This window comes from Planctobacterium sp. AWM4_229, from assembly GCF_056160305.1.
The window spans coordinates 346,698-372,510 of the sequence record NZ_JBSWWX010000003.1; the positions used below are offsets into that span (position 1 = coordinate 346,698).

The window sequence follows — 25,813 nt, forward strand, 5'->3', positions numbered from 1 at the left end:
CTTGAGTGCCATACCCGCGCCATTGAGAGAAGAAGTCAAAGTTCGTCGCTTTGTGCAGCAAGGTGACGTCAGCTTTGTGGTTAAAGAGCCGGATAAGCAAGAGTATTATCGGTTTAGTGTGCCCCAGATGGAGCTGATCAAGTTATTTGATGGCGTGCACGATCTCACTGCCATAGTTGAGCGCTTTAATGAAACTTCAGAGTTGTATGAATTTGATGTGGATGCTGCAGAATCGGTATATCACGCCTGTAAAGATTACCAAATACTGAAACGGACTAAACAAGAAGAAAATGTCGCATTATTGGAGCGCATCAGAGATGAACGAAAGAAGTCGCTAATTCAGGCAAAGGGTAGTGTCTTGATGATGCGTTTTCAGCTGGTTAATCCCAATAAGTGGTTTGACAATATCATCGAATCCATTCGATTTATGTGGTCACCGCAAGCGTTAAAATTACAAGCGGGCTTTATTTTGTTGGCCTTTATCACGATATTGTTTAATGCTGAACGTTTTGCTCAAGACTTTACCCAAGTTTATCTGCAAACCCAGGTAAGCGGTGTGATTTATATCTGGATGATCGCACTTTGCGCCATTGCGTTGCATGAATGCGGCCATGGACTCACTTGCAAGTATTATGGCGGTGACGTGCATGAAATGGGATTTCTTCTACTGTGTTTTCAGCCCTGCCTGTATTGCAATGTCAACGATGCATGGCTGTTCGAAAACAAAACCCACAAAATTCAGGTGGCCCTTGCCGGTGTCTGGGTGGAACTCTTATTGGCGGCGCTAGCGACAATGATTTGGCTGCTGGTGGATGTCTACAACCCCATTGGTTATATCGCATTCGTGTTAATGACTATTGGCACAGCAAGTTCCCTATTGATCAACCTTAATCCTTTGCTCAAATTTGACGGTTATTACATTTTGACAGATTGGTTGGAAATGCAAAATTTACGACAAAACTCTCTGGCCTGGTTTTCATGGAATCTTAAAACTACACTTTTCAATAGTGACGATGAAAAACCCCTTAATCCGACGCCAAGGGAGAGACGGGTTTATTGGATTTACGGTACGGCTGTGGCGGTATATATGACGCTGATGTTGTCCTTTATCGCCTGGCTAGGATATCAGTTTGTTTATGCTCAGTTGGGCTTCTTCGCCATTATAGGCTTTTTATATCTTGCCTATAGATTGATTAAATCCATTACAGGAAATTGGTTAATGACAATTGTGCAATGGACCCGGCTACATCTGTGGCAGGGGCGGAATAGGAAAATTAGAACCTTAACCTGTAGTTTGGTTGCTCTATTGGTTGCGATTTTTTGGCAACCCAACTTGACCTTGTATTCCGACGGAGAAATCTCGGCCGATACTCATGTTGTTTATAGCCCGGCAAATGCCTTTGTGGTCAATGCAAACTATTCAGATAGAAAAAAGTTGGAGTTACAGACAGGGGAACCATTTCTGCAAATGGCCTCGCCTGAATTGACTATTTTAAAGCAGGAGCTAGAAGCGAGACAGATGGAGTTGCAGGGCCAAAAGGTTGCAGCCATGCTGGAAAATGAATCTTCACCTCAGGCGAGATTGGCTATTGAGCTCGGGCTGGTGGCAGAAAAACTACTGTCCACAGAACAGAAATTGCAAGCTTTACAGGTGAATGCACCTGAGGGTAACTGGTCTGTGGAAGGTTTATCACCTGATCTTATTCAAGGGCGTTTTTTCTCAGAGCAACAAGAAGTGCTAAGGCTGTTGTCAGAGGATAGTCGCTATTTTGATGCCATTGTTGATCAGCGTGATGTGTCCTACCTGTCCCCGGGAGATAAAGCTAAAATTAAACTTAATGCTCAGCTAAGTGACGTATTAGATGCTGAGATTCAGGTGATTTCTGCACTGGCAAAATCTGATGGTGTAGAGCAAAAAGTGTTGGTGCGCATGGTGATAGATGGATGGGATGGTGATGACTATCTGCCGGTGGGAATAAGCGGTGAAGCTAAGATATACGGAGAAAAGCGGCCTCTGTGGCAGCATTTTGTTTTTAAAATAAGAAAGTTCTTTAGAGCGGATTTATGGTTGTGATGAAATTTGTATTCACTTGTGCACTGCTTTTAATTACACAATTGGCCCTAGGCGATGCCCTAACGTCAGTGCATCTCAGGGGGGTTGTGGTGCCCGCGCAACAGGCCAAACTATCCGTAGCGCAGCAAGGACAGGTGGAGTGGATAGCACCAGATGGCACTGAAGTGAAAAAAGGGGAAACCCTTATTCAAATTAACGCTACGAAGCTGAATGCAGAGATGATTCAGGCACAGGCCATGTACCAGTCATCACTCGCTGAGTTGGCGGCAGCAAATCACAGCCTGGAAAAAAGCCGCCGTTTGGTGCAGGAGAATATACTATCTGATATCGCTCTCACTGAAGCTGAGTTTTCGGTTAAAACCGCTGAAGCGAAAGCGGCGGTAAATCAGTCGAAATTGGAGCTGGCAGAACTGGCCGTAGAGCAAGCAATCGTTGTTGCTCCCTTCGATGGTGTGGTGGCCAATAGCAAGATTTCCATCGGTGAGTGGGCGCAGCCTGGTGATCCGATATTGGAATTTGCATCCTTGAGAGCATTGAGTATGTCGCTGGATGTGCCTCCTGAATATACCGAAACATTATCTCCCGGAGACAGCACAACTGTTTTATTTGCTGGTAAAGCAATTGGTACCGCGACAGTAAAGCGTTTATTCCCTCTTTTACAACCTTCCAGCGGTTTGCGCAGGGTCATCTGGACTGTGGAAACTGATGAAACCATGTTGATTTCGGGACGTTATGTGGAGCTTAAAGCATGGTTTTAAGGTTAGTCAGGTTTTTGGTGCTCAGCGTTTTGCTGATAGTTGAATTGGCCAGTGCCGAGACCTTAGAGGAAGTATTAAAAAAGGCATTTAAGCAGAATTTAGATTATCAAATTGCCCTGGAGCAATTGCAAACCGCCTACAATAATGAGCGAACTGCCTTTGGGCAGCTGTTTCCTGACGTTAACCTTACGGCAAATCGCAACGAGCAACTAAGTAATAATCAGCAGCTACTCAACAGTAGTGATTATTCCGCTCGACTTGAGTTAAGCCAGGTATTGTATGACCCTGCCGTGTGGCACGCCTGGAAAGTGAGTGAGCTGCGCACATTGACTGCTGAGTTGGCATACTTGCGACAAAAACAAATTTTGGTGTTTAACGTCAAGCAGGCCTGGTTTCAATTGATTACTGACAAAGCGCTTGCAAAAGAAGCTAAGGCTTCGCTTGAGCGCTTGAAACAACACCGCAATAATGCTCAACATTTGTATGCGAATGGCAAGATATGGCGCAATGATTTATTGCAAGCTGATGTGCGCGTGGCACGCGGAGAACAGGCCAGGTTGATAGCCGAGAATACAGTAAAACGAACTTTGACCAATCTGAACGTACTTTTGAATCAAAATATTCTGGTTGATATCCAGCCGCTAGAGGAAACTTACGAGGTGAATTCGGCAGCGGAACTAGGGCAGAGTTTGTCCACTGCACTGGCCAATCGGCCCGATCTTAAACAGCTTCAAGTGGCTGTTCAAATTGCTCGCAACGAAAAGCAAAGTGCGCGTTCTGGGTATTTTCCCAAACTAACGGCGAGGTTGACGCAAAACCACCTCTCAGACCAGTTTGATTTTGCTGACTCCTCGAGAAATACCCAGCTAAGTATTAACATGAATTGGACCTTGTGGGACAACTTCTCCGTCCGCAATCAGAATCGTAATGCCCTTCATGCGATTGAAATCGCGCAAAAAAGCCATCAGCAAACCAGAGAGTTGGTGCAACAGGAAACCCACAATGCCTGGCTGGCATTGCAGGAGGCAAAGCAAAACATAGCAGTGTTGGAACAGGCGGTGGATCAGGCCGAAGAAAACTTCCGGGTAACGGAGATTCGTTACAAGGAGCAATTGAGCACTGCGAATGATGTATTGGATGCACAAGACTTGTTAACCAGCACACGCAATGATTTGTTAGCCGCCAGAGGCGACTTCTTTAGCGCTTTAGCGCAACTAGACTTTGCCATGGGTGTTGAAAAATAGGAGCTTACAAAGATTCTGCCGCACTTGCCCAAAGCTTTGATATAATTGAGCTTTCCTGTTTCCTCCCAATTGAGATGTGCGAGCATGCTTAAGAAAATTAATATTGCTGAAAAGTTTTCATTATTTGATGATTTATGGGCACCTAAGGTTTTAGGAGAAGCTAACCAGCAGCTGATTAAAATTGCCAAAGGGCAGGGGCAGTTGGTGTGGCACTGCCATGATCATGAAGACGAACTCTTTATCGTTTTTAAGGGTGAGTTAAAACTGCATCTTCGACCTGATAATCAGGCACAGCATACCGTAGTACTAAAACCAGGTGAATTATTTGTTGTTCCTCAAGGCATGCAACACTGCCCGGAAGCTGATGAAGAGACGCATTTCATGATGTTGGAACCCAAAAGCACACAACATACTGGAACACATAGCACGGAGCAGACTAAAACCTTAGCAGAGCAAACATGGATTTAATATGAGTAGGCATGATTTTGATGTAGTGGTTTTTGGTGGTGGCATGGTGGGGGCTGCAGCTGCCTTGGGGTTTGCCAAACAGGGCTACAAAATTGCCATCGTTGAACCGGTTTTACCTAAGGAAATCGAAGCTGGCACAGAGCCAGAACTTCGAGTCTCTGCCATTAGCCTTGGATCTGAACAACTGTTAACGCAACTGGGAGCCTGGCAGTATCTGTTGAGCCAACGAGTGCAGGCGTATAAACAGCTTTCTGTGTGGGAAATGCCGCAGGCCAAAACACAATTTGATTGTGAACAGGTACAAGTGAGTTGGCTTGGACACATCATGGAGAACCTCAACCTGCAACTGGCATTGCATAAAGCATTGCAAAACTTTGAGACTCAATTGACCTGGTTTACTTCAGGTGAGGTTATTGATGCCGATTTGGGGCTGTGTAATCTTGATGGTCAAGAGCAATCTGCTTCTTTGGTGATTGCCGCTGACGGAGGCTTTTCAGCAGTCAGACGCAGTGTGGAACTAGGTGAAACCGGATGGCAGTACCAACAGAAAGTATTGTCAGTGAATATTCGGACTCATGAGCCTAGTTTAGCACATACTTTTCAGCAGTTTAGTGAAGATGGCCCTATGGCCTATTTACCCTTGTTTGATCACTTCGCTACCTTGGTTTGGTACCACGATGCTAATCGGGTAGATGAATTAATGAAACTCAACAAGCCACAATTAAAGGCGCAATTGCTTGCTGCGTTCCCAGCATTGCATAGTGATTTCGAGATATTACAGCAAGGCAGTTTTCCGATTCGACGCAATCATGCCAATCAATACTACAGGGGAAGAGTGGTACTATGCGGAGACGCTGCCCACAATATCAATCCATTAGCCGGGCAGGGGGTTAATATTGGTTTTCAAGACGTCAAAGCGCTATTACAGGTCAACCCAAATTTACCGCTACAGGCGCAATTGGCTGGCTATGAAAAGGCGCGGCGCAAGGAAAATACTTTGATGATGTCAGCAATGGACGCATTTAACCTTGCATTTTGCGATTCCAATCCAATATTAAAAGGCATACGAAATGTGGGATTGTTTTTGGCAGAGCGCAGTGGTCCACTTAAAACAATTGCACTTAAACGGGCTTTAGGGATAGGTACAACGTTATGACAGTTTTTATAATATTGGGGTTGCTGTTCCTGGCACTGTTTATTGTGGTGCCCCTGGTGGAAAAGCACGGTAAGCGCCACACGCCAGAAGAATTAAACAAGATCACTCGCTGGATATGGCCATTGGTGGGCATTATGCTGGTATTGCAGCTACTTAATATGGCATTTTTCTGAAGCAGGATTTACACCTGCTTCAGAGCATTAAACTTGCAATAATTACTACCAGATCCCTTTTTCAGTTTCGCCTTGAATTTCACACTCGCCGGTTTTGTATTCCGGTTTCTCACCGGCATCCCGCTTGTCAAAATAATGCTGACTGATTGCTACTATGGTGGGGGTTAACATAACAATGGCAATAATATTAATAACCGTCATCATACCCAAAGCCATATCCGCCATGGCCCATACTTCCGGTAAGGCCGCACTGGAGCCCCATAAAATCATGGCCAGGTAGCCTGTTGTATAGATTGTTCGTCCTACCTTGTGGTCAAGCTTAAACATGTGCAAGTTACTCTCACCATAAGCATAGTTAGCTACAACTGAGGTAAAGGCAAACAGGCTTATTGCTGCGGCGACAAAATCAGCACCGATTTCACCTAAGTGGCTTTCCATTGCCGATTGGGTCAGACGAATGCCTTCCATTTGATCGCTTTGCGAGCCGCCTGCCAGAAGAATGATAACCGCAGTACAGGTACACAGAATCATGGTATCGATAAACACCCCCAACATTTGTACATATCCTTGTGATACCGGATGGTTGGGGTTTGGTGTAGCGCCCGCGGCCGCATGCGGCACACTGCCTGAACCTGCTTCGTTGGAGTACAAGCCTCGTTGGATACCATTTTTTATTGCAGCACCTAAGGCACCAGCACCTGCTTCGTGTAAGCCGAACGCCGAGCTGATAATGTCACCCAGGATAGCAGGAACATGTTGAATGTTGAGTAAGGTGATAATCAGTGCGGTTGCGACGTAGGCCACAGCCATAAAAGGCACAATGTATTCAGCAAAGGTGGCGATTCTTTTGAGCCCACCAATAACGATAGCGCCTGCCACTAAGATGATCACTAAACCACTATAAAAAGTGGGAATGCCGTAGGCATTATTGAGTGCGTCGGTAATGGTATTGGCTTGTACTGCGCTAAAGATAAATCCATAACCAAGAAACAGACAAAGGGAAAAGGCGATAGCCAACCAGCGCTTGTTCAGACCTTGCTGAATATAATAAGCCGGACCACCACGAAATTCGCCTTTTTCATCCCTGACTTTATACAACTGTCCTAAAACGCTTTCCGCGAAGCCGGTTGCCATACCTAATAGCGCAATCATCCACATCCAGAAGATGGCACCTGCACCACCTAGAGATATAGCGACAGCTACACCCGCCAGATTTCCCGTGCCCACTCGGGCCGAGAGACTCGTGCAGAGTGCCTGAAAAGAAGAAATACCTGATTCGTCGGATTTGGTACTGCCTTTCATCACCGAAAACATGTGACCAAAGTGACGGAATTGCAAAAATCCCAACTTGGCGGAAAACCAAAAACCAGCAAAAACCAGCATGGGAATGAGAATCGGGACCCCGCCAATTCCGGGGAGAGAAATGGTGCTGCCCCAAAGCACACCATTGATGGCTGAAACAATATCGTTTACCAAAATATTTGACCTTATTGTTTTTTGGCAACAATACTGACTTCTGTGAAAGGAGATGTCCAGACGAAACTGGTTAGAACAGATTTTTGATTGAGAAATAAAAAACGCCAGACAATGTCTGGCGTTCTTATTTGGCTGGGGTAGCTGGATTTGAACCAACGAATGGCGGGATCAAAACCCGCTGCCTTACCGCTTGGCTATACCCCAATAGATAACAGCAAACGCTGCTATCTAAAAAAGGTGGCTGGGGTAGCTGGATTTGAACCAACGAATGGCGGGATCAAAACCCGCTGCCTTACCGCTTGGCTATACCCCAACAATGTATGGTGCGGAAGGAGAGACTCGAACTCTCACGCCGTGAAGCACTGGAACCTAAATCCAGCGTGTCTACCAATTTCACCACTTCCGCAGAATTTGGTGGCTAAGGCGGGACTCGAACCTGCGACCCCATCATTATGAGTGATGTGCTCTAACCAGCTGAGCTACTTAGCCTTTAACCCGACCTCTCGTCGAGTGGCGCGTATTATGCTCATCTCCCTTTATCAGGTCAACCCCTTTTTATGACAAATTTATTAACTGCTGCTGATATGTACAAATCGTACAAAAACTAGCGGTTTTGTGACGGAAAATTAACCCTTTGGTCAGAAACGGAGGATAAATCCCACAATAATCTGGTTTTAAATTGGCAGGAAACATCAAAACAAAACCGGAAATAGCTCTTTTTTCTAAAAAATAGGTATTTAGCTGCAATTTATTGCGATTTTAAATCTAAAAAATGTAACTAATAATAATCTTACTGAAATTAACAACACAGTGAGACCTTATTATGAGCAATGTATTAGTGGTGAACAGCAGTATTAATGGTGAACAGGGTAACTCTAACAAACTTGTGCAGAGCTTTATTGATGCTCTGGCTGCGAAAGAGGAGATTACCCTTAAGGAACTGGATTTAGATAAAGAACAATTGGGGCATTTGTCATCTGAAGAAATGCAAGCCTGGATGACAGCAGTTGAGCAACGCAGCGAAAAGCAACATCAGTTGGCTGGTATCTCTGATAATTATGTAGAACAAGTGAAAAAAGCCGACACCTTGGTACTGGGCGTACCCATGTATAACTTTGGCATTCCTTCAGCTCTGAAAGCTTGGATCGATCGCATTGCCAGAGCAGGGGTTACCTTTAGATATACTGAAAATGGCCCTCAAGGTTTGTTGAGCGATAAAAAAGTATATGTGTTGGCTGCTCGTGGCGGCATGTATGCCGGTACGCCAAAAGATACTCAGACAACTTACCTGAAAGACTTTTTCGCTTTTGTTGGCTTAACTGATGTGGAATTCATTTATGCGGAAGGGTTGGCGATGGGGGAAGAGTCAGCATCTGAAGCTTTTGCAAAAGCAAATGAAAAAATTATTGAACTAATTGGTCAAAGAGGTGCCTAAACTATTGCAGTTAGCAAAGCTGACGTTGTTATCTCCCCGATAACAGCTCCGTTAGCTAAAGTGTGTTCCAAGTTGAGTGTGCTTATTGCCCCGTTGTATATAACGGGGCTTTTTTTTGCTCTAAAATAAGCTTACTTGGGCAAGGCGCTGTTGATATCGTCAATAAATTTTTGATCTTGCGGTTTGGTATAGGAGGTATAGCTGGTAATGGTTTTACCATCGCTGTCTATCAGGTACTTATAAAAATTCCATTTTGGTTCAGTACCCGTAGCTTTGGCCAACTGGCGAAATAGGGGATCAGCATCGTCGCCTTTAACATGCAGCGGTTCAAACATCGGGAATTTAACCCCATAGGTCAACTCACACAGTTCCGCCGTTTTAGCTTCGTCTTCATCTTCTTGATTGAAATCGTGACTAGGAAAACCCAGCACCACTAATCCTTTGTCTTTGTATTCTGAATATAGCGCTTCCAAACCCTCAAATTGCGGGGTAAAGCCACAGTAGCTGGCAGTGTTAACGATGAGTACGGCTTTATTACCGAATTCTGCACACAAGTTGACGGTTTCCTGGCTATTCAATTTGCGCTTTAAGTGCTTAAGTGGAGCTGCGCAATCTGAGGCCATCACCGGACTGACCGAAAGAACGGAAAATAAAATAAGACCGAGTATTTTTTTCATTGAGGAGTTCTCTTTATTTTGTTTAGCAATGGTACTTCATTTGTCCAATGTCGGATCAATTGTTAGATAATTTGTAATTATCATAATACCAATTCCAATAAACATTTACCCAACTCAGTGGGAGATGAAAAGCATTTAGACAAGACGGATGTTTAAAGGTCTAGTGGGGCTCGATAACTGCTCCTGCGTTATTCTAATCACCTACATCCATGTAGGGATAAATCAAAAACATCCAACACCGTATAAATGCTTTTCAGCCCCATCGAAGACGCGCCTCAGAAACATTATTTATGATATTCATCCCTGAATATCACCTGCTTCGCAGACCAGCGAAAGCTGTTCAAAAGTTTTCCCGAAACTTTTGTCTTTGTTGTGCGAAGTTCACAAGACCACCAGTATTCTTTCATTCGCACGCCTCGAACTAATGTCCCTGAGGTTGCGCTGAGTGTGCAAATGTTTATTGGAATTGGTATAAGACCGTTTGCAACTGCGTTAGATTGCAGCTTTAATTAGCTGCGATAAAAAATCAATAAACGACGGAATATTTATGTTCTCCAGGAAATTTAAATTAACACTTTTGTCAGCGACTGCTGTGTTAGTAACGGCCTGCGGTGCCACGGCGGATAGTGCTGGTTCCGCTTCTGCTATGGCTCTGCAGCCTACATCTGTGCCACCTGTTATTGCGCAAATGGCGAATCAGGCTGAACCAAAAGGCATTACTTTAGAAAAAATTATGTCGGATCCTGATTGGTTAGGGCGTCAGCCTGGTAATTATTTTTGGGCCGATGATTCTCGTACTGTGTACTACAGTCGAAAGCAAGCAGGCACCCCGATTCACGATCTTTGGTCCATAGACACGCTAAATTCTGAAGCAGGAAATGGCCAGAAGGTAGCAATACAGGAGCATTTTTCTATCAGTGATGAATTGGTCTATTCACCGGATCGAACAATCGTAGCCTGGATCGCAAATAATAGTGTTTACAGTAAAAATTTGGCAACAGCAGAAGTGCAGCAGCATACGCAGCACCTGGGCTCGCCTTATGATCTAAAGTTCAGTTCTTCAGGCGATCTGATTTATTCAGATGCGGGTGCGGTGTACCTGATTGCCATGGAGAGTGGAAAAGTATCACAATTGTTGGCCTGGCATTATGCTAAAGAGCCTCAGGCGCTAGAAGAGCCAGCAGATTATATCGCTGAAGAGCAAATTAAACTTATTCAATATGTCGCATCAGAGCGAGATAAGCGCAAACAGCGTTTCGAACACAATAAAGCGGTAAAGCAGTCGAACCCCACGGTAAACCAAAACGTCTTCTATTTTGATAGCAGTATGGAACTGGTGGAAGTCAGCGTATCCCCAGATCTTAGCAAAGCTATCGTAGTTAATCGCCAATCGGGTGAGTCTCGCTCCGATGACGATATTATGCCCAACTACATCAAAGATAATGGCCGTATTAAAGCCGAATCTGTGCGTGCCAGAGTGGCAGATGCCGAACCGGTTGAGCATCAAATCTGGTTTCTGGATCTCAACACTCAAGAAAAACACAAATTGGAGTATGACGCGCTTGATGGTTTTGATGAGGATGTATTAGCCAGTGTTAAGGCAGAAAATGCCGCCCGTAAAGGTGAAGAGTACGAGAGTGAAAAGGCGCCCAGAGCTATTGGTTTAATGGTGGACTGGTACTGGGATCAAAGTGCCATTCAATGGAATGCTGAAGGCACAAACGTGGCGATCATGCTGGAGGCTTGGGACAACAAAGACCGCTGGATAGCGACAGTAGACTGGCAGGACAAGGTATTGCAACAGCAACATCGATTGCATGATAATGCCTGGATAAACTACAAATTTAATAGTTTTGGCTGGTTGAATAACAGCGATTCACTGTATTACCTGTCTGAAGAAACCGGTTTTGCCAACTTATATACAAAGCCGCTGAACGGCAAAGCGAACAACCTTACGCCGGGTAGTTACGAAGTGGACGAGCTCACGCTTACCCAAGACGACAACTATTTTTATTTCCAGGCCAACAAAAAGCACCCCGGTATCTATGAGATTTATCGAGTGGCGTTGATATCTGGCAAGATAGAAAGCATGACCGACCTCAATGGCCAAACCTATTACGCGCTGAGCCCGGATGAAAAATCCTTGTTATTGCATCACTCCAAATTAACCTTACCGCCAGAGTTGTATTTACAATCAGCACAGCCTCAAGCCATGGTTACGCGTTTGACTCATACTGTGAGTGATGAATTTCTGGCTTACGATTGGGTGGCCCCACAAATAGTGCCCGTTGCATCAGATCACGTTGAGAGTCCGATATATTCGCGTGTTTACATGCCCAAACACTTGAGTTCAGAAAAGCAATATCCGGCAGTTATCTTTAATCATGGAGCGGGTTATTTACAAAATTCCCATTTAGGCTGGTCTGGTTATTTCCGGGAGTTTATGTTCCACAGTTTCCTTGTACAACAAGGCTACATAGTGATGGATATGGATTACCGCGCTTCAATGGGATACGGCCGAGATTGGCGCACAGCTATTTATCGCCAAATGGGCACCCCAGAAATTCAGGATCTGCAAGATGGCGTTGACTGGTTAGTGGAAAATGCCCGAGTGGATAGAGACAAAGTGGGTACCTATGGTGGCTCTTACGGTGGCTTTATGACATTTATGGCGTTGTTTACTCAGCCTGAATTATTCCAGGCGGGTGCTGCGCTGCGTCCGGTAACTGATTGGGCTCATTACAATACGCCGTATACATCGAATATTCTGAATATTCCCGATGTCGATCCCATCGCATTTGAGCGCAGCTCCCCCATCTACTTTGCTGAAGGCTTGAACAAACCACTGTTGATTAATGCTCCGATGGTGGATGACAACGTCTTTTTTGTTGATGTTGTGCGTTTAGTACAGCGTTTGATTGAGTTGAAAAAGGAAGATTTTGAAACGGCTATTTATCCGGTAGAACCTCATGGTTTCAGAGAGCCAACTTCCTGGCTGGATGAATATCGACGCATTTATAAGCTCATGGAAACCCATGTGAAATAGAGCGCGAAATAGCTGACCAACTCAGGCACCTTCGGGTGCCTTTTTTATTTCTGTTGCAGGTTTGAAAATGAAAGCACATAGCATTCCGGTAATAGCACCAAATAAATGAGCATCAAAAGCAACGTTGGCTTCTATCAGCATCGCTGTATGTGCATCTCCTCCGGCTATTTGCTCATGAACAATCTTAGCGATTATCGCGATGAGTAATAGCCAGCCAGTTGGATCCTTATGTTTGATGTCATGAATCACTCCCCATACGAATAACCCATGAATAACACCGGATAATCCCACATAGAGGGTAATATCTGAAAACAGCAACATGGTTGCGGAGATACCGGCTGCAATGCTAATGAACAAACCTAATAACAGGGCAGGGCGATAATATTCACCGTGCAATGCCCACAACAGAAACAGGCCCCCAAGATTAAGACACAAGTGGTAAAAATTGGTATGTAACAGATGGCCGGAAATCGTTCGCCAATATTCACCAGCTGTAATCATCAGGTTATTGTAATTCAGTAAATGATGTACCGACTCATCTATCATGAATAAGACGGTGGTACAGATACCGATTTGCAAGAACATGAACCAATGTTCCATTTGCACGGGTAACTGAAATCTGGACATAAAATCGATTTTATCTCGGTAGCAATTGCATCACAGCGTTGCAGGGTTTATGTTGGCATACTCTAATTTAAACTTCAGTTTAACAGAATAACGGATCCCTATGTCACTGATTTTGATAGAAATACAACAGCACTGTCTGGTGCTAACCTTGAATCGCCCAGAAAAACGCAACGCCCTGAGTTCTGAGATGTATCAACAGTTGGCTGATGCATTGAATGCTCATCGCGATAATGAACAGATCAAATCGGTACTGATTACTGGTGCTGGAGAGCATTTTACCGCGGGCAATGATTTGAGCCAATTTGCTAAAGTACAAGGAAAAGATGAGTTGGCATCTACTTTGGCCTTTATGCAGGCATTGTCCTCGTTTCCCATGCCAGTGATCGCGCAAGTTAGAGGCATGGCAGTGGGGATAGGCACCACCATGCTTTTACACTGTGATTTCGTGTACTGCGATAACACGACAATTTTTTCACTGCCCTTTATTAATTTAGCATTAGTGCCGGAGTATGCATCAAGTTTACTATTGCCCGAATTGGTGGGGCACCGAAAAGCGTCGGAATGGTTGATGCTTGGGGAGTCATTTGATGCGTCTGAAGCGGAAAACCAAGGTTTGGTCAATAAAGTAGTGGCGACACAGGATTTAGAAAGTACCTGTGAGAAAGTGGTTGCCAGTTTGGCCAAAAAACCAGCAATGGCGCTAAAGCAGACGAAAGCATTAATGAAATCTTCGGCAGATAAAGTAAACTTGCAAATAGACACTGAAATTGACGTTTTTGTACAACAGCTCAAGTCTGAGGCGGCGAAAGAGGCTTTTTCAGCTTTCCTGGAGAAGCGCAAGCCGGATCCTTCGAGGTATCGCTAGCCTCAAAAAGACCTTTAACTAACGATTGTGTTGTATAATTCGGCGTCAAATTATGACCTGCATTTAGAGGATTTGTTGATTTGTTGAAAACCATCCTGCCTGTTTTATTGTTGATTGTTGTAAGCCAGTTCGCTTTTGCACAATCCAATAAAAAGCCAAGAGAAGACGGAGAGCCTGAAGCCGCAACGGGTTATAAAACCAAAGCTGCGGTTTCAGGTGAAAAATATATGGTGGTGGCTGCACACCCTTATGCGTCCTGGGTAGGCAAAAAAATCATCAACGAAGGCGGTAGTGCCATAGATGCAGCGGTAGCTATCCAGGCCATGCTGACTTTGGTAGAGCCTCAATCTTCCGGCATAGGCGGTGGTGCCTTTATTCTCTATTGGGATAATAAAAACAAACAATTGCATACCTTTGATGGCCGGGAAACAGCGCCTTCGGCCATTAGCCCCATAGAATTTATGCGGGGCAACAAACCCATGCCTTGGAAAGAAGCCGTCGTTGGCGGCAGTTCGGTTGGCGTGCCCGGTGTTTTAAGAGCCTTGGAATTGGCTCATAATGAATTTGGTGTGTTGGATTGGCAGCGACTTTTTTTAGATGCCGCAGCCATTGCTGAAGAAGGGTTTCAGGTTACGCCGCGACTGGAAAAATTGGTGGGGCTGGATATCCATCCGGGACTGAAAAAATTCACCAATACCAATATTTATTTTTACCCCGGTGGTAAACCGATTAAAGCTGGCTTTAAGCGCAAAAATGCCAAGCTTGCTCGCACCTTTCATGGCATAGCGCTCGAAGGTGCAGACTATTTTTATAAAGGAGAGCTGGCAAATCGCATCGCTAAAACTGTGCAGAACTCCTCTATCAGACCAGGTAAGCTGAGTGTCAAAGATATCGCGGATTACCAGGCGCTTAAGCGGGATCCCATTTGTGGCTTGTACAAACGCTTTAAGATATGTGGCATGGCACCACCGGCCTCAGGCGGTATTTCAGTGTTGCAGATTTTAAAGATGTTGGAAGGGTTTGAGATGCAAAATTATTCCCCCAATAGCGTTGAAGCCATTCATTTGTTCACGCAGGCATCGAAACTGGCATTTGCCGACAGAAATACCTACATTGCTGATATCGATTTTACCCGTTTACCCGTCGCAGCTTTGATTAATCAAAGCTATCTCACTCGCCGCGCAGAGCAGATATCGCTGGACAGCAATATACGTTATGCACGGCCGGGGCCCGCTTATTCAGAGGCATTTTTACAGAATGACGGTGCCTACGAGTTACCCAATACCAGCCATATTTCAATCGTTGATAAGGAAGGCAACGCGGTATCCATGACCACCAGTATAGAATATGCCTTCGGTTCGGGGTTAATGGTGGAAGGCTTTCTTTTGAATAATCAGATGACGGATTTCAGCTTTAAACCTTCTAACGGGGCAAACAGAGTATTAAACCGGGTAGAGCCAGGCAAACGCCCCAGAAGCTCCATGTCACCTACCATGGTATTTGATGAGAAAGATAACCTGGTATTAGTTATTGGTTCTCCGGGCGGCAGTCGTATTATTAACTATGTGGCACACACCATTATGGCGGTGTTGGATTGGGAACTGGATGTTCAACAGGCGATTAGCTTGCCTAGATTTACTAATCGCAATGACTATACCGCGCTTGAAAGGGGCACTGCACTTGAAAAGTTGGCTGAAGAGCTCAAAGCAAAAGGCCACCAAAAACTTAAAGTTATCGATTTAAATAGTGGTTTACACGGAATTCAGATTAAAAACGGGCGACTGATAGGTGGGGCTGACCCAAGAAGAGAAGGCATTGCTGTAGGGCAATAGTGCAAATGCAGTACAATTCTTAACAAGGAGATTTTATGTGGGAATATAAAATAATTGACTCTAACAGTGTTGAAAAAGCCGGTTTTCTCAAAGGACGCACATTGGAAGCGGTAGAGGCTTACTTAAATGAATTGGGACAGGACGGTTGGGAGATTATTGATCTGGATTTCAATATGGATCCCACTTTGCCGGGCGGTCCCACTAGTTTTTTAGGTGTTGCAAAACGCCAAAAATCATAGTCTTTAAAAGTGGCGCGTCTGTCACCAGACGCGCCATTTCATCAAGGGTTTAGTTGATAACTGTTACCCAACTCATCTTGCAATACCATGGCGATGCCATCTACGGCAGATACCTGCAGTGTTTCTTCTATTATGCGGCTACTAAATGTCCAGCCACCCGGCAGGTTTAGTTGCTCTCCTAATGTTTTCAAATCGTCCATCTGGAGTTCGGGAGCTGAAATACGGCTAAAAGACTGCATGACGTATTGATTACCATCGCTGTCGGTTATCTCGTAAATTCGTCTGCCTGGATAAAACACCCAGGTATTGCTTCTGGACACTGCACCTGGAATGTAGGCTTCACTTTCACCTTCACTCGCTGTTAAATCAACGGTGGTTAACAGACGCATGTTGATTGCACCAAATTGTTGAAATTGATCGTCGTCACTCACGCCAACAGTATCTCCGCCAATGCTTTCATCTACGACGAAGAAGCGCGGACCATTAGGGATTGCGCTCAATGCACCACTTTGTTGTGCAATAGCATCAAAATCCATGGCATCCCACTGTGCTTGTGGACAAAATCCAGCACCAGGTGTACCCCATATTTCGGCGGTGAAATTGGCACCATCTGAATAGGAAAGTAAGATCTCGCAGTAGCGGAAGTTGTATTGTGTTCCACCTGCTGCTAATGGTTCATCAGGAGTTGTGGTTTGCAGAAAGTCAAGGTAATGCAGTCCCAGATCCAAACCTACATCATCTTGGATAAAGTGCCCTGCATCGAATCGACGGTGATCATTACCATCGGAACCAGGTACGTGTGATATCCATTTTTGTTGATGTTCTTCACTGCCAAAGCCGTCATCGTGGATGCCTGCATTGATCATAAAGGGGTTGTGATATGCTCCAAGGGTTTGCCACGCTCGCAAGCCTTGCATGGTTATGCCAGTCATCATAGATGGAAAAGCTCTGATTGCGGCTTTGTGATCCATATTCGGATAGGGCGCATTATAAGCTGCGAGTTCTTCGTCGGTGAGTGTAATTTCGGTTAACGACTGTAACACATCTCCTGCCAACCAATCTGGTGCCGCTGCAGCATAATCTATCCATTGCTGAAAACCTTCTACAGGATCCTCTGATTTACTGGCAAAAAAGGTACTGGCATCGGGTAAAGACTCATCTATTTCAAAACTTGGATATTGGTAAGGATTGCCATCTTGGGGGAACAAGAATAAGTCGCCATTGGCAATAGTCACCCTGGCAAAGCGCTCAGACATATCACCCGCGACACGAAGACCAATCAGACTGCCCCAATCTTGTACAAATAAGTTTATATCGGTTAATTGCAATTGCTCAATGAAACCTTTGGTCAATGCAACATGGCGCTCGTATTGATGGAATTCTACGTCAGTTGGTTTATCTGATTTCCCCATACCGAGGTTGTCTGGCGCGATAACGCGATAGCCTGCATCGGCAAGTACCGGGATCATTTTCCGATATAAATATGACCAGCTAGGTTGACCGTGCAACATTAATATAATTTCACCATCTTCCGGGCCTTCGTCCACGTAATGCATGCGTAGGCCATTCAGGTTCACGTAATTCGCTTCAAAGTCGTATTCCGGTAAGCCGTCAAAACAGGCTTCTGGCGTGATAAGGTATTCGATGCCAGATTCTGTGGTTTGCAGTGTATTCTCTGCTGCTGTGCATGCCTCACTTTCTGGGCCGGTATCAGAAGGCGTATCAACAACGGGGGGACTCGTGATTGGTTCCTCTACAGTTTCTACTGTATCGTCAGAACCACAGGCGCTAAGAAAGCCCGAAAGCATACACGCGAAGGCAAGTTTACGCAGTTTCCATTTGTTTCGTGTCGCGTTCATCTTTGACGCTAAAGGTAATTCACTCATTTTTGATTTATCCTCTAATTTGAGTTTTTGGCTGCAAGTTTTGATGGAGACTATGGATAACATCAAAGGTTTTATTGCCTATAGCTAAGTCTGTATGGATGGTGAATTTTGCGGTATCAGCGGTACACCCGAGTGCTATTCAATTTTTGTGAATGTCGATAATATACACACTCACATTAAGAGAGAGTTAATAGATATTGCAATTCGATAACACGCAAAAGTCCGGTCACTTAGTTAAATATCGCAACAAAGCTCAGTTGTGGATTTTCCTGTTGGTATGGCCATGGCTAAACATTTGTTTGATGACAGTGGCGTTGCATTTTCAGGAATTGTTGAGTTTCGACATTTTTCTCAATGCTGCTACCAAAATCTGGGGGTGCTTTGCCGCTGCTTATGTTGCATTTTATGTTATTGAAAAAGTACTTCTGAAGTTGACATTTGCTCGATATATCGAGCGAGATTGGTTATTCAGGCCCTTTTTTGTCATCTTATTGTTTTTACTTTTTGCGCCCGTGGTCGATGTGCCAGTTGAACATACCGCTCCAACAGCGAAGCTTATTCCCCTTATTCTAATTACTCTCGAAGCACTTATTTATATGGCTGTCATGTATATATTACATCAACAGCAACGCTATTATTTGTCACGATTGCGAACACAAGAAGCGGAACTGCAAATGTTAAAAATGCAATCTAATCCTCATTTTTTGTTTAATACCCTCAATATCATTGCTTCTGAAGTCACCCAGGACGCTGAAAAAGCCAAAGAAATGATCTTTGACTTATCAGATTTGCTAAGAAGAACGGTGCAATTATCCCAGCAACAGTGGGTCAGTTTAGAACAAGAACTGCACCTGGCTGAATTGTATTTACTTTTGCAACAGAAGCGCTTTGAGGATCGCCTGACTTTCGACATCGACAGCCCAGAGGATTTAAATTATAAAAAAGTCCCCTCACTGATGCTTTTACCCGTGGTGGAAAATGCCGTTAAATATGGCATAGCACCTTTCGCACATCCCGGTCATATCAGTATTCATGTCGCATTGGAAAAAAAACATCTTGTAATAGAAGTGCTTGATACCGGGCAGCCATTCGATACCAGGCAGGTTAAACAAGGAGAGGGGTTGAGGATTTTGAATGAAACGATGCGGCTGCATTTTGGTGATGAATTTGATGTGAAATTACTATCAACTAATGAAGGTGCGAGTATGCGCATTGGATTTCCTGAGTTGAGTAGTACAGATTAATCAATGGAATGGGGATGAAGTGTAAAACAATTATTATTGTTGATGATGAGCCCGCCGCCAGACGCAGCTTAAAAACCGTAATTGATGATTTTTCAGAACTTAAGGTGATTGCGCAACTCGGTGACGGTAAGTCAGCTATAGAGCAAATCACTATGCTCAAACCTGATATTGTATTTCTCGATATTGAAATGCCGGAAATCAATGGTTTTGATGTGGCAAAGGCAACTCGGCATTTAGATTACCAATTGGTATTCTTAACAGCTTACGAGCATTATGCCTTACAGGCATTCGAGACTAATGCCATCGATTACATGGTGAAACCTGCTCGTCCAGAATTAATCAGAAAAAGTATCAACAAAATTTTGCGTCAGGAAGATGTTGCATTAAATAAACATGAGAATGAAGAGGATAGTGGTCATCTGGTTTTAAATGATTATCAACAGCAAAAGGTAGTTGCACATTCTCATATCAATTTTATTGAAGGTATTGGTCGTTACAGGCGTATCCATCTCACTGAGCCAGGTTGTGAATTGCACAATAGTGAAACTATTATTTGTGATATGACGTTAGATGAATTGAGCTCGCGCTTACCGGAGAATGCTTTTTATCGATTGCACCGCAGTTATATTATCAATAGCGCACGAATTCTTCAGTTAACCGCTCAGTCCCGGCGTCATTTTGTCCGTCTCGCTGGTACAGAGACACTGATCCCAGTTTCCCGCAGTTTTTTAACGACACTGAAACAGCATCTGGATGATTTGAAGTAAAAATGGGTCAGCCAAATTTATCCGCTAATATGGCTTCCACCACCCACTTGCCATCTTCTTTGATCATCTGAACCGTGCGTAACTCGTCAACAACATTACCCTGATAGTTACCGGTGAAGAAAACCGAAACTTTTTGGCGGGTGGCGAATTCAGAACGGCCCACTGAGTCTCCGGCATCGATTTCCATAATCACTTCGCCGTCATAGCGCAAATTGATTAAGTGTCGCGCCACATTGGTGGAGGTGTGGTAAGACTTCATCAGGCGTTGCATACGCGGAGATGCGTGTTTTAGAGCAGTTTGAAAGTCGTTGCGATTGTAGATACTGTCGAAAAAAATGAGTGCCGACATGTCAGCGCTGTTATTGATCTCTGAAGAGTCAAAATCGTTATCACACGCAGTCAACAGAAATACTAAAAAGGGAATGATGAGAGCCAGTTTTTTCATACAACCTAAAAACGCTGTCAGTGAGTTTCAGGCACATATAGTCTGAGTTTTTCTCTTAAAAGTAAAGGGAGGTATAGCACCTCCCTTAAATTTAATAATAGAGCAGTCTTACTGCTCTAATTCATTTTCTGAGAACAGGCCTGCGAACAGCGGGCTGGAGAGATAACGCTCGGCCGAACTTGGCATAATAACAATGATGTTTTTACCTTCATTCTCGGGGCGCGCTGCGATTCGTTGAGCAGCGACCACTGCGGCACCAGAAGAAATACCAGCCAGGATGCCTTCTTCTTTCATCAGACGGTGGGCCATAGCAATGGCATCGTCGTTGCTGACTTGTTCTACCTCGTCAACCAAATCCAGATCCAGGTTACCCGGGATGAATCCTGCTCCGATACCTTGGATTTTGTGAGGTCCCGGGGTCAACTCTTCACCCGCTTTGGCTTGAGTGATAACGGGTGAATCAGTAGGCTCAACCGCAACAGTTGTAATTGCCTTACCTTTAGTTTGTTTAATGTAGCGACTAACACCCGTAATTGTACCGCCGGTACCCACACCTGCGACAAAGATATCAATGTTGCCATCAGTATCTTCCCAGATTTCAGGACCTGTAGTTTTCTCGTGAATTTCAGGGTTGGCTGGGTTATCAAACTGTTGCAGTAAGACATACTTATCTGGATCCGAAGCAACAATTTCCTGAGCTTTTGCTACTGCGCCTTTCATGCCTTTGGGTGGCTCAGTTAATACTACGTTTGCACCCAGCGCTTTTAATAATTTACGACGTTCCAAACTCATGCTTGCTGGCATGGTTAGTGTAAGTTTGTAGCCTCTGGAAGCAGCCACAAATGCCAGAGCAATACCCGTGTTACCGGACGTTGGCTCTACCAGCTCTTTGCCCTCGCTTAAAATACCGCGTTTTTCGGCATCCCAAATCATGTTAGCGCCGATACGGCATTTAACACTGAAGCTGGGGTTTCTGGATTCCATTTTTGCGTAAACATTACCTTGGGTAACGCGATTAAGCTTAACTAGCGGCGTACCACCGATAGATTGTGAATTATCTTCAAAAAACTTCATAATATGTCCTTGAAATACTGGCAATTATAATTTGCAGGCGCACAGGTTATTATCACACCTGAACACGATTAAGCACTAGATTAGGCCGATTTGCTTAAAACGAAAGTGTATTTTGCTATAACTTATTGTTAAATTTTTTGAAATTAAAATTCTTTGGAGAAAAGATGTCCTTTCAGGGTTCAGAAAACTACCTTGCTACAAAAGACTTACAAATGGCTGTGAATGCCGCCATTACGCTGGAAAAGCCGCTGTTAATCAAAGGTGAGCCCGGAACCGGGAAGACCGTGCTGGCTCAAGAGTTGGCTAATAGCCTGAATGTCCCTTTACTGCAATGGCACATTAAATCTACTACTAAAGCACAGCAAGGCTTGTATGAATATGATGCAGTTTCTCGTTTGAGAGATTCACAACTAGGTGATGACAAAGTACACGACGTTGCCAATTACATTGTAAAAGGCAAGTTATGGCAGGCGTTTGAAAGTGAACAACGAGCCGTCTTGCTGATTGACGAAATAGACAAAGCTGACATTGAGTTTCCCAATGATTTGTTGCTGGAACTGGATAAGATGGAGTTTCACGTTTATGAAACTCAGCAAACCATTAGAGCAATACAACGTCCCATCGTCATCATTACCTCAAACAATGAAAAGGAACTACCGGATGCGTTTTTGCGTCGTTGTTTCTTTCACTACATTAGTTTTCCGTCTGAAGACGAAATGCGTCAGATAGTGCAACTGCACTATCCTGATTTGAAAAAATCTTTGTTAAACCGCGCATTGGAGTCGTTTTTTAATTTACGGGATATTCCGGGGTTAAAGAAAAAACCTTCAACTTCTGAGTTATTGGACTGGTTAAAGCTGTTAGTGGCGGAAGATATCTCCGAAGACGTACTGCATGACAGCAACAGCAAAAAAGCCATTCCGCCGCTGTATGGCGCATTGTTAAAGAACGAACAAGACATTCACTTGTTTGAAAAGCTGGCTTTCATGGCCCGTCGCTAATGCTTATTCCGTTCTTTTTTAAATTGCGGGAATACCAGTTGCCAGTTTCTTTGCGGGAACTACTGGATTTACTCAATGCCTTAGACAATAACCTGGCTTTTGCCGATCTGGATGGATTTTACCATTTGGCGCGAGTGTGTCTGGTGAAAGATGAAGCCAACTTCGACAAGTATGACAGAGCCTTTGCCGATTATTTTAAAGGCGTACAATCGATTGACTTGTTAGGTAAGGAAATACCTGAAGAGTGGTTGCGCAAAGAGTTTGAGCGTTTGTTTACGGATGAAGAAAAAGCGCAAATTAAAAAGCTCGGTGGCCTTGAGGAGTTAATGGAAACCCTGAAAAAACGTCTGGAAGAGCAACAAAAAAGACATCAGGGTGGCAATAAGTGGATAGGCACTGGTGGTACGTCTCCCTTTGGTTCAGGCGGTTACAATCCCGAAGGCGTACGTATTGGTCAGGAGGGCAATGGCCAATTTTCGGCGGCCAAGGTTTGGGATAAACGGGAATTTAAAGATCTGGCCAGTGACGTTGAATTAGGTACCCGTAATCTGAAAGTGGCACTGCGCAAGCTGCGCCAGTTTGCCAGAACCGGCGCACAGGAAGAACTGGATATGGCTGGCACTATCGGTGCCACTGCAAAAAACGCAGGCTATTTGGATATTAAAATGATGCCGGAGCGTCACAATGCTATTAAAGTGCTGTTGTTTTTTGATGTTGGCGGCTCGATGGATGCCCATATTCAGGCCTGTGAAGAGTTGTTTTCAGCTGCCCATGCCGAGTTTAAACATCTGGAGTTTTTCTATTTCCACAACTGTATTTACGAAGGCGTCTGGAAGGACAATAGCCGTCGCCGTAAAGAGACGATTTCTGTCTGGGATATCATTCATAAGTATGGCAACGAATACAAGGTGATTTTTGTCGGTGATGCCACCATGGGGCCTTATGAAATCACCTATCCAGGTGGCAGTGTAGAGCATTGGAATGAAGAAGCAGGGGCAGTATGGATGAATCGCTTGCTGCAACACTTTAACAATGCCATTTGGTTGAACCCACAGCCAGAGCAATACTGGTCCTATTATGCCTCGGTGAAAATCATGCACGAGATTATGGAAGCGCGAATGTTTCCATTAACTCTGACTGGCATAAGTAACGGCATTAAAGAGCTGCTATAACGCAGCTGCTGAAGGTCAATTCACCATAAAGCGGGGATAAATCCAGTCCAGATTTTGCAGTATTATCTCTTTGCCATGGATTTCCAGTGAGTTTATCAGCTCACTCATGGCCAAAGGGGTAAGTGCCGACTGGAACTCGGATGCCTGAACTTTGTGGCTAATATGCCAGGGTTCGAAGGCGACTCCATCACTTTTTCCAGTGAAAGGACAATAGAAGCCGAAATCCTCGAGATGGGCGTCCATCCATCTTTTCAGGCGTCCACACGGCCCGGTGCTTTCGTACTCTTGCGGTACTAACTGCAGTGAATTACCACTATCTTTAATTGCCGGGGCATCATAGATATCAATATCCGTTCCCCAGTGATGACGACTTGAACCTGGCAATGCTGACCAGATCAAGATGGTTTCTAACTTTTGTTGATCGCCTAGCCGAGCAATATCGCATTGCTTACCATCGCGATCCAGAACCGGCCGTATGCCATCCCATTTTTCGTTCCAGATGGTTAATTGGCGCTCCACTGAGCGATAGCTACTGGCGATATCCAGGCTGACTCCCGCATTGCTAGCTGCTTGCTGCAGTTTTAGAAAATCCGTTACAACCGCCTCGTGCAGCTGATGCTTACCATCAATGGTGACTAAGGGCAGGTTATTCAGTAATTGCATCAGGCTCAGTCTAATAATAGTTCCATCAGAATAGCTTCGTACATCAGAGCCAATTGCTCAAGGTCTGCCATACGCACACATTCATTGACCTTGTGGATAGTGGCGTTAACCGGGCCCAACTCAATGACTTGCGCCCCCGTCGGAGCGATAAATCGGCCGTCAGAGGTGCCACCTGCCGTAGACAGTTGTGTCGCTTTTCCTGTCACCGACTGGATAGCCTTTTGCGTTGCGGCTACCAGTTCCCCGGATGAAGTTAAAAAAGGCTGACCATTAAAGGTCCATTTGATGTCGTACTCTAAGTCGTGCTTATCCAGTATTTCTCTGGTTCTGGCGATGAGTTGCTGATCGGTAACCTCAGTGGAAAAACGAAAATTAAAGCAGATATCCAGATGACCGGGAATAACGTTACCCGCCCCCGTACCCGCGTGAATATTGGAAATTTGAAAGCTGGTTGGCGGGAAAAACTCATTGCCTTCGTCCCATGTCGTTGCGCTTAACTCTGCTAGTGCAGGGGCTGCAATATGCACCGGATTTTTAGCTAAGTGAGGGTAGGCCACATGGCCCTGAATTCCTTTGATGATAAGATCACCTGTCAGGGAGCCACGCCGTCCATTTTTGACGATGTCACCTACATGTTCGGTGCTCGATGGTTCGCCCACCAGACACCATGTGATTTTTTCGTTGCGCGCTTCCAGGGTATCAACCACCCGCGTGGTACCGTTGATAAAGGGGCCTTCTTCATCACTGGTTATGAGGAATGCAATAGAACCTGTGTGTTCAGGGTATTTTTCCACAAAGCGTTCAGTGGCAATTAGCATGGCTGCCAGACTGCCTTTCATATCTGCAGCACCACGGCCAAATAAATATTCACCGTCTTCAGTGGCGTTAAATGGCGGATGTTGCCAATTGGCTTCCGGGCCGGATGGCACCACATCGGTGTGCCCGGCAAAGCAAAACACCGGGCCCTTACTACCACGTCGAGCCCACATATTGGTGGTGTCTTCAAATACCAGCTGTTCAATATTAAAACCGAGTTTACTCAGTTTTTGCGCCATCATTTCCTGACAGCCAGCATCTTCCGGTGTTACAGAGCGACGATTTATCAGGTCTTTGGTGAGATTAATGACATCGCTCATCAGCTAAAGCGCTCATCAAGTTGCTTGACTGAAAAGCCCAAAATGAATTCGCCATCCACTTCAATGATAGGGCGTTTTATCATTGCCGGGTGTTGCAGTAGTAGCTCAGCGACATTGTCGCGCGATACGGCGGCTTTTTGTTCGTCACTCAACTGTCGCCAGGTGGTACCACGCTTGTTCAGCACTTGTTCCCAATCCAGCTTATTTAGTACCGTTTCTAACCAGTCTTTATCCAGACCATCTGCGCGATAATCGTGAAAGTTAAAATCAACCGATCTTTGTTCAAAATACTTTTTGGTTTTTTTTATGGTGTCACAGTTTTTAATACCGAATATGGTCAGCATGTTGGTTCCTG

At 44.7% G+C, this 25,813-nt stretch carries 24 protein-coding genes and 4 tRNA genes; 15 read left to right on the top strand and 13 right to left on the bottom strand.

Features of this window, described 5'->3' with window-relative positions; genetic code table 11:
• Window position 1 precedes the first annotated feature (1 nt).
• The 6 genes from ACXAGP_RS07870 to ACXAGP_RS07895 all read left to right on the top strand — a co-directional run bounded on the left by ACXAGP_RS07870 (window position 2) and on the right by ACXAGP_RS07895 (window position 5,873).
• Entirely contained in the window at window positions 2–2,074 is a 2,073-nt protein-coding gene (locus tag ACXAGP_RS07870) for a hypothetical protein (RefSeq protein ID WP_475260619.1), read from the top strand.
• Window positions 2,074–2,832, top strand: coding sequence for an efflux RND transporter periplasmic adaptor subunit (locus ACXAGP_RS07875; RefSeq protein WP_475260951.1), 759 nt, complete (start codon window positions 2,074–2,076; stop codon window positions 2,830–2,832). Before ACXAGP_RS07870 ends, ACXAGP_RS07875 begins: the two co-directional genes overlap by 1 nt.
• Complete coding sequence (locus ACXAGP_RS07880; RefSeq protein WP_475260620.1) at window positions 2,823–4,076, top strand: TolC family protein; 1,254 nt, start codon at window positions 2,823–2,825, stop codon at window positions 4,074–4,076. The genes ACXAGP_RS07875 and ACXAGP_RS07880 overlap by 10 nt, the downstream gene beginning before the upstream one ends.
• A gap of 84 nt (window positions 4,077–4,160) precedes the next feature.
• Complete coding sequence (locus ACXAGP_RS07885; protein WP_475260621.1) at window positions 4,161–4,544, top strand: cupin domain-containing protein; 384 nt, start codon at window positions 4,161–4,163, stop codon at window positions 4,542–4,544.
• 1 nt (window position 4,545) lies between these two features.
• On the top strand, window positions 4,546–5,700 hold the full coding sequence (locus ACXAGP_RS07890; protein ID WP_475260622.1) for an FAD-dependent monooxygenase: 1,155 nt from the start codon (window positions 4,546–4,548) through the stop codon (window positions 5,698–5,700).
• Window positions 5,697–5,873, top strand: a complete 177-nt coding sequence (locus ACXAGP_RS07895) for a hypothetical protein (RefSeq protein WP_475260623.1) — start codon at window positions 5,697–5,699, stop codon at window positions 5,871–5,873. Before ACXAGP_RS07890 ends, ACXAGP_RS07895 begins: the two co-directional genes overlap by 4 nt.
• A gap of 45 nt (window positions 5,874–5,918) precedes the next feature.
• On the opposite strand, the gene ACXAGP_RS07900 is transcribed toward ACXAGP_RS07895, so the two are convergent.
• The 5 genes from ACXAGP_RS07900 to ACXAGP_RS07920 all read right to left on the bottom strand — a co-directional run bounded on the left by ACXAGP_RS07900 (window position 5,919) and on the right by ACXAGP_RS07920 (window position 7,838).
• Window positions 5,919–7,349: an alanine/glycine:cation symporter family protein gene (locus ACXAGP_RS07900; RefSeq protein WP_475260624.1), complete on the bottom strand. Its 1,431-nt coding sequence runs from the start codon at window positions 7,347–7,349 to the stop codon at window positions 5,919–5,921.
• A 129-nt stretch (window positions 7,350–7,478) separates the two neighbouring features.
• Window positions 7,479–7,553: transfer RNA gene (locus tag ACXAGP_RS07905), tRNA-Gln, on the bottom strand.
• A 34-nt stretch (window positions 7,554–7,587) separates the two neighbouring features.
• Window positions 7,588–7,662 (bottom strand) — tRNA-Gln (locus ACXAGP_RS07910).
• Window positions 7,663–7,670: 8 nt separating this feature from the next.
• Window positions 7,671–7,755 (bottom strand) — tRNA-Leu (locus ACXAGP_RS07915).
• A gap of 6 nt (window positions 7,756–7,761) precedes the next feature.
• Window positions 7,762–7,838, bottom strand: a tRNA-Met gene (locus ACXAGP_RS07920).
• 334 nt (window positions 7,839–8,172) lie between these two features.
• On the opposite strand from ACXAGP_RS07920, the gene ACXAGP_RS07925 reads away from it, so the two are divergent.
• Window positions 8,173–8,784, top strand: coding sequence for an FMN-dependent NADH-azoreductase (locus ACXAGP_RS07925; protein ID WP_475260625.1), 612 nt, complete (start codon window positions 8,173–8,175; stop codon window positions 8,782–8,784).
• A 131-nt stretch (window positions 8,785–8,915) separates the two neighbouring features.
• On the opposite strand, the gene ACXAGP_RS07930 is transcribed toward ACXAGP_RS07925, so the two are convergent.
• Window positions 8,916–9,461 (bottom strand): glutathione peroxidase, encoded by a 546-nt coding sequence (locus ACXAGP_RS07930; protein ID WP_475260626.1) that lies wholly within the window; start codon window positions 9,459–9,461, stop codon window positions 8,916–8,918.
• Window positions 9,462–10,008: 547 nt separating this feature from the next.
• Here ACXAGP_RS07930 and ACXAGP_RS07935 point away from each other — a divergent pair.
• Window positions 10,009–12,507, top strand: a complete 2,499-nt coding sequence (locus tag ACXAGP_RS07935; RefSeq protein WP_475260627.1) for a S9 family peptidase — start codon at window positions 10,009–10,011, stop codon at window positions 12,505–12,507.
• Between the two features lie 21 nt (window positions 12,508–12,528).
• Here the strand turns inward: ACXAGP_RS07935 and rrtA are convergent, their stop codons facing one another.
• A complete protein-coding gene (gene rrtA / locus ACXAGP_RS07940; protein WP_475260629.1) occupies window positions 12,529–13,134 on the bottom strand; it encodes a rhombosortase in 606 nt (201 codons plus the stop codon).
• 100 nt (window positions 13,135–13,234) lie between these two features.
• On the opposite strand from rrtA, the gene ACXAGP_RS07945 reads away from it, so the two are divergent.
• The 3 genes from ACXAGP_RS07945 to ACXAGP_RS07955 all read left to right on the top strand — a co-directional run bounded on the left by ACXAGP_RS07945 (window position 13,235) and on the right by ACXAGP_RS07955 (window position 16,070).
• On the top strand, window positions 13,235–13,999 hold the full coding sequence (locus ACXAGP_RS07945) for an enoyl-CoA hydratase (protein WP_475260631.1): 765 nt from the start codon (window positions 13,235–13,237) through the stop codon (window positions 13,997–13,999).
• Window positions 14,000–14,082: 83 nt separating this feature from the next.
• Window positions 14,083–15,831, top strand: a complete 1,749-nt coding sequence (gene ggt, locus ACXAGP_RS07950) for a gamma-glutamyltransferase (protein ID WP_475260952.1) — start codon at window positions 14,083–14,085, stop codon at window positions 15,829–15,831.
• A gap of 35 nt (window positions 15,832–15,866) precedes the next feature.
• Window positions 15,867–16,070: a DUF4177 domain-containing protein gene (locus ACXAGP_RS07955; RefSeq protein WP_475260632.1), complete on the top strand. Its 204-nt coding sequence runs from the start codon at window positions 15,867–15,869 to the stop codon at window positions 16,068–16,070.
• A gap of 41 nt (window positions 16,071–16,111) precedes the next feature.
• On the opposite strand, the gene ACXAGP_RS07960 is transcribed toward ACXAGP_RS07955, so the two are convergent.
• On the bottom strand, window positions 16,112–17,956 hold the full coding sequence (locus ACXAGP_RS07960; RefSeq protein ID WP_475260633.1) for a haloalkane dehalogenase: 1,845 nt from the start codon (window positions 17,954–17,956) through the stop codon (window positions 16,112–16,114).
• A gap of 197 nt (window positions 17,957–18,153) precedes the next feature.
• Between ACXAGP_RS07960 and ACXAGP_RS07965 the strand changes: the two genes are divergently transcribed.
• Window positions 18,154–19,200: a sensor histidine kinase gene (locus ACXAGP_RS07965; RefSeq protein ID WP_475260635.1), complete on the top strand. Its 1,047-nt coding sequence runs from the start codon at window positions 18,154–18,156 to the stop codon at window positions 19,198–19,200.
• 14 nt (window positions 19,201–19,214) lie between these two features.
• Window positions 19,215–19,967 (top strand): LytR/AlgR family response regulator transcription factor, encoded by a 753-nt coding sequence (locus ACXAGP_RS07970; RefSeq protein WP_475260636.1) that lies wholly within the window; start codon window positions 19,215–19,217, stop codon window positions 19,965–19,967.
• A gap of 7 nt (window positions 19,968–19,974) precedes the next feature.
• Here the strand turns inward: ACXAGP_RS07970 and ACXAGP_RS07975 are convergent, their stop codons facing one another.
• Both ACXAGP_RS07975 and cysK read right to left on the bottom strand, forming a co-directional pair.
• Entirely contained in the window at window positions 19,975–20,412 is a 438-nt protein-coding gene (locus tag ACXAGP_RS07975) for a hypothetical protein (protein WP_475260637.1), read from the bottom strand.
• Window positions 20,413–20,520: 108 nt separating this feature from the next.
• A complete protein-coding gene (gene cysK, locus ACXAGP_RS07980; RefSeq protein WP_475260638.1) occupies window positions 20,521–21,486 on the bottom strand; it encodes a cysteine synthase A in 966 nt (321 codons plus the stop codon).
• Between the two features lie 164 nt (window positions 21,487–21,650).
• Between cysK and ACXAGP_RS07985 the strand changes: the two genes are divergently transcribed.
• Both ACXAGP_RS07985 and ACXAGP_RS07990 read left to right on the top strand, forming a co-directional pair.
• A complete protein-coding gene (locus ACXAGP_RS07985; protein WP_475260640.1) occupies window positions 21,651–22,487 on the top strand; it encodes an AAA family ATPase in 837 nt (278 codons plus the stop codon).
• On the top strand, window positions 22,487–23,659 hold the full coding sequence (locus ACXAGP_RS07990) for a vWA domain-containing protein (protein ID WP_475260641.1): 1,173 nt from the start codon (window positions 22,487–22,489) through the stop codon (window positions 23,657–23,659). Before ACXAGP_RS07985 ends, ACXAGP_RS07990 begins: the two co-directional genes overlap by 1 nt.
• 15 nt (window positions 23,660–23,674) lie before the next feature.
• Here ACXAGP_RS07990 and ACXAGP_RS07995 read toward each other — a convergent pair whose 3' ends face one another.
• The 3 genes from ACXAGP_RS07995 to ACXAGP_RS08005 are packed head-to-tail and all read right to left on the bottom strand — an operon-like array spanning window position 23,675 to window position 25,802.
• Window positions 23,675–24,322, bottom strand: coding sequence for a M15 family metallopeptidase (locus ACXAGP_RS07995; protein ID WP_475260642.1), 648 nt, complete (start codon window positions 24,320–24,322; stop codon window positions 23,675–23,677).
• Window positions 24,323–24,327: 5 nt separating this feature from the next.
• Complete coding sequence (gene dapE / locus ACXAGP_RS08000; RefSeq protein WP_475260644.1) at window positions 24,328–25,458, bottom strand: succinyl-diaminopimelate desuccinylase; 1,131 nt, start codon at window positions 25,456–25,458, stop codon at window positions 24,328–24,330.
• Complete coding sequence (locus tag ACXAGP_RS08005) at window positions 25,458–25,802, bottom strand: ArsC family reductase (RefSeq protein ID WP_475260645.1); 345 nt, start codon at window positions 25,800–25,802, stop codon at window positions 25,458–25,460. Before ACXAGP_RS08005 ends, dapE begins: the two co-directional genes overlap by 1 nt.
• Window positions 25,803–25,813 lie beyond the last annotated feature (11 nt).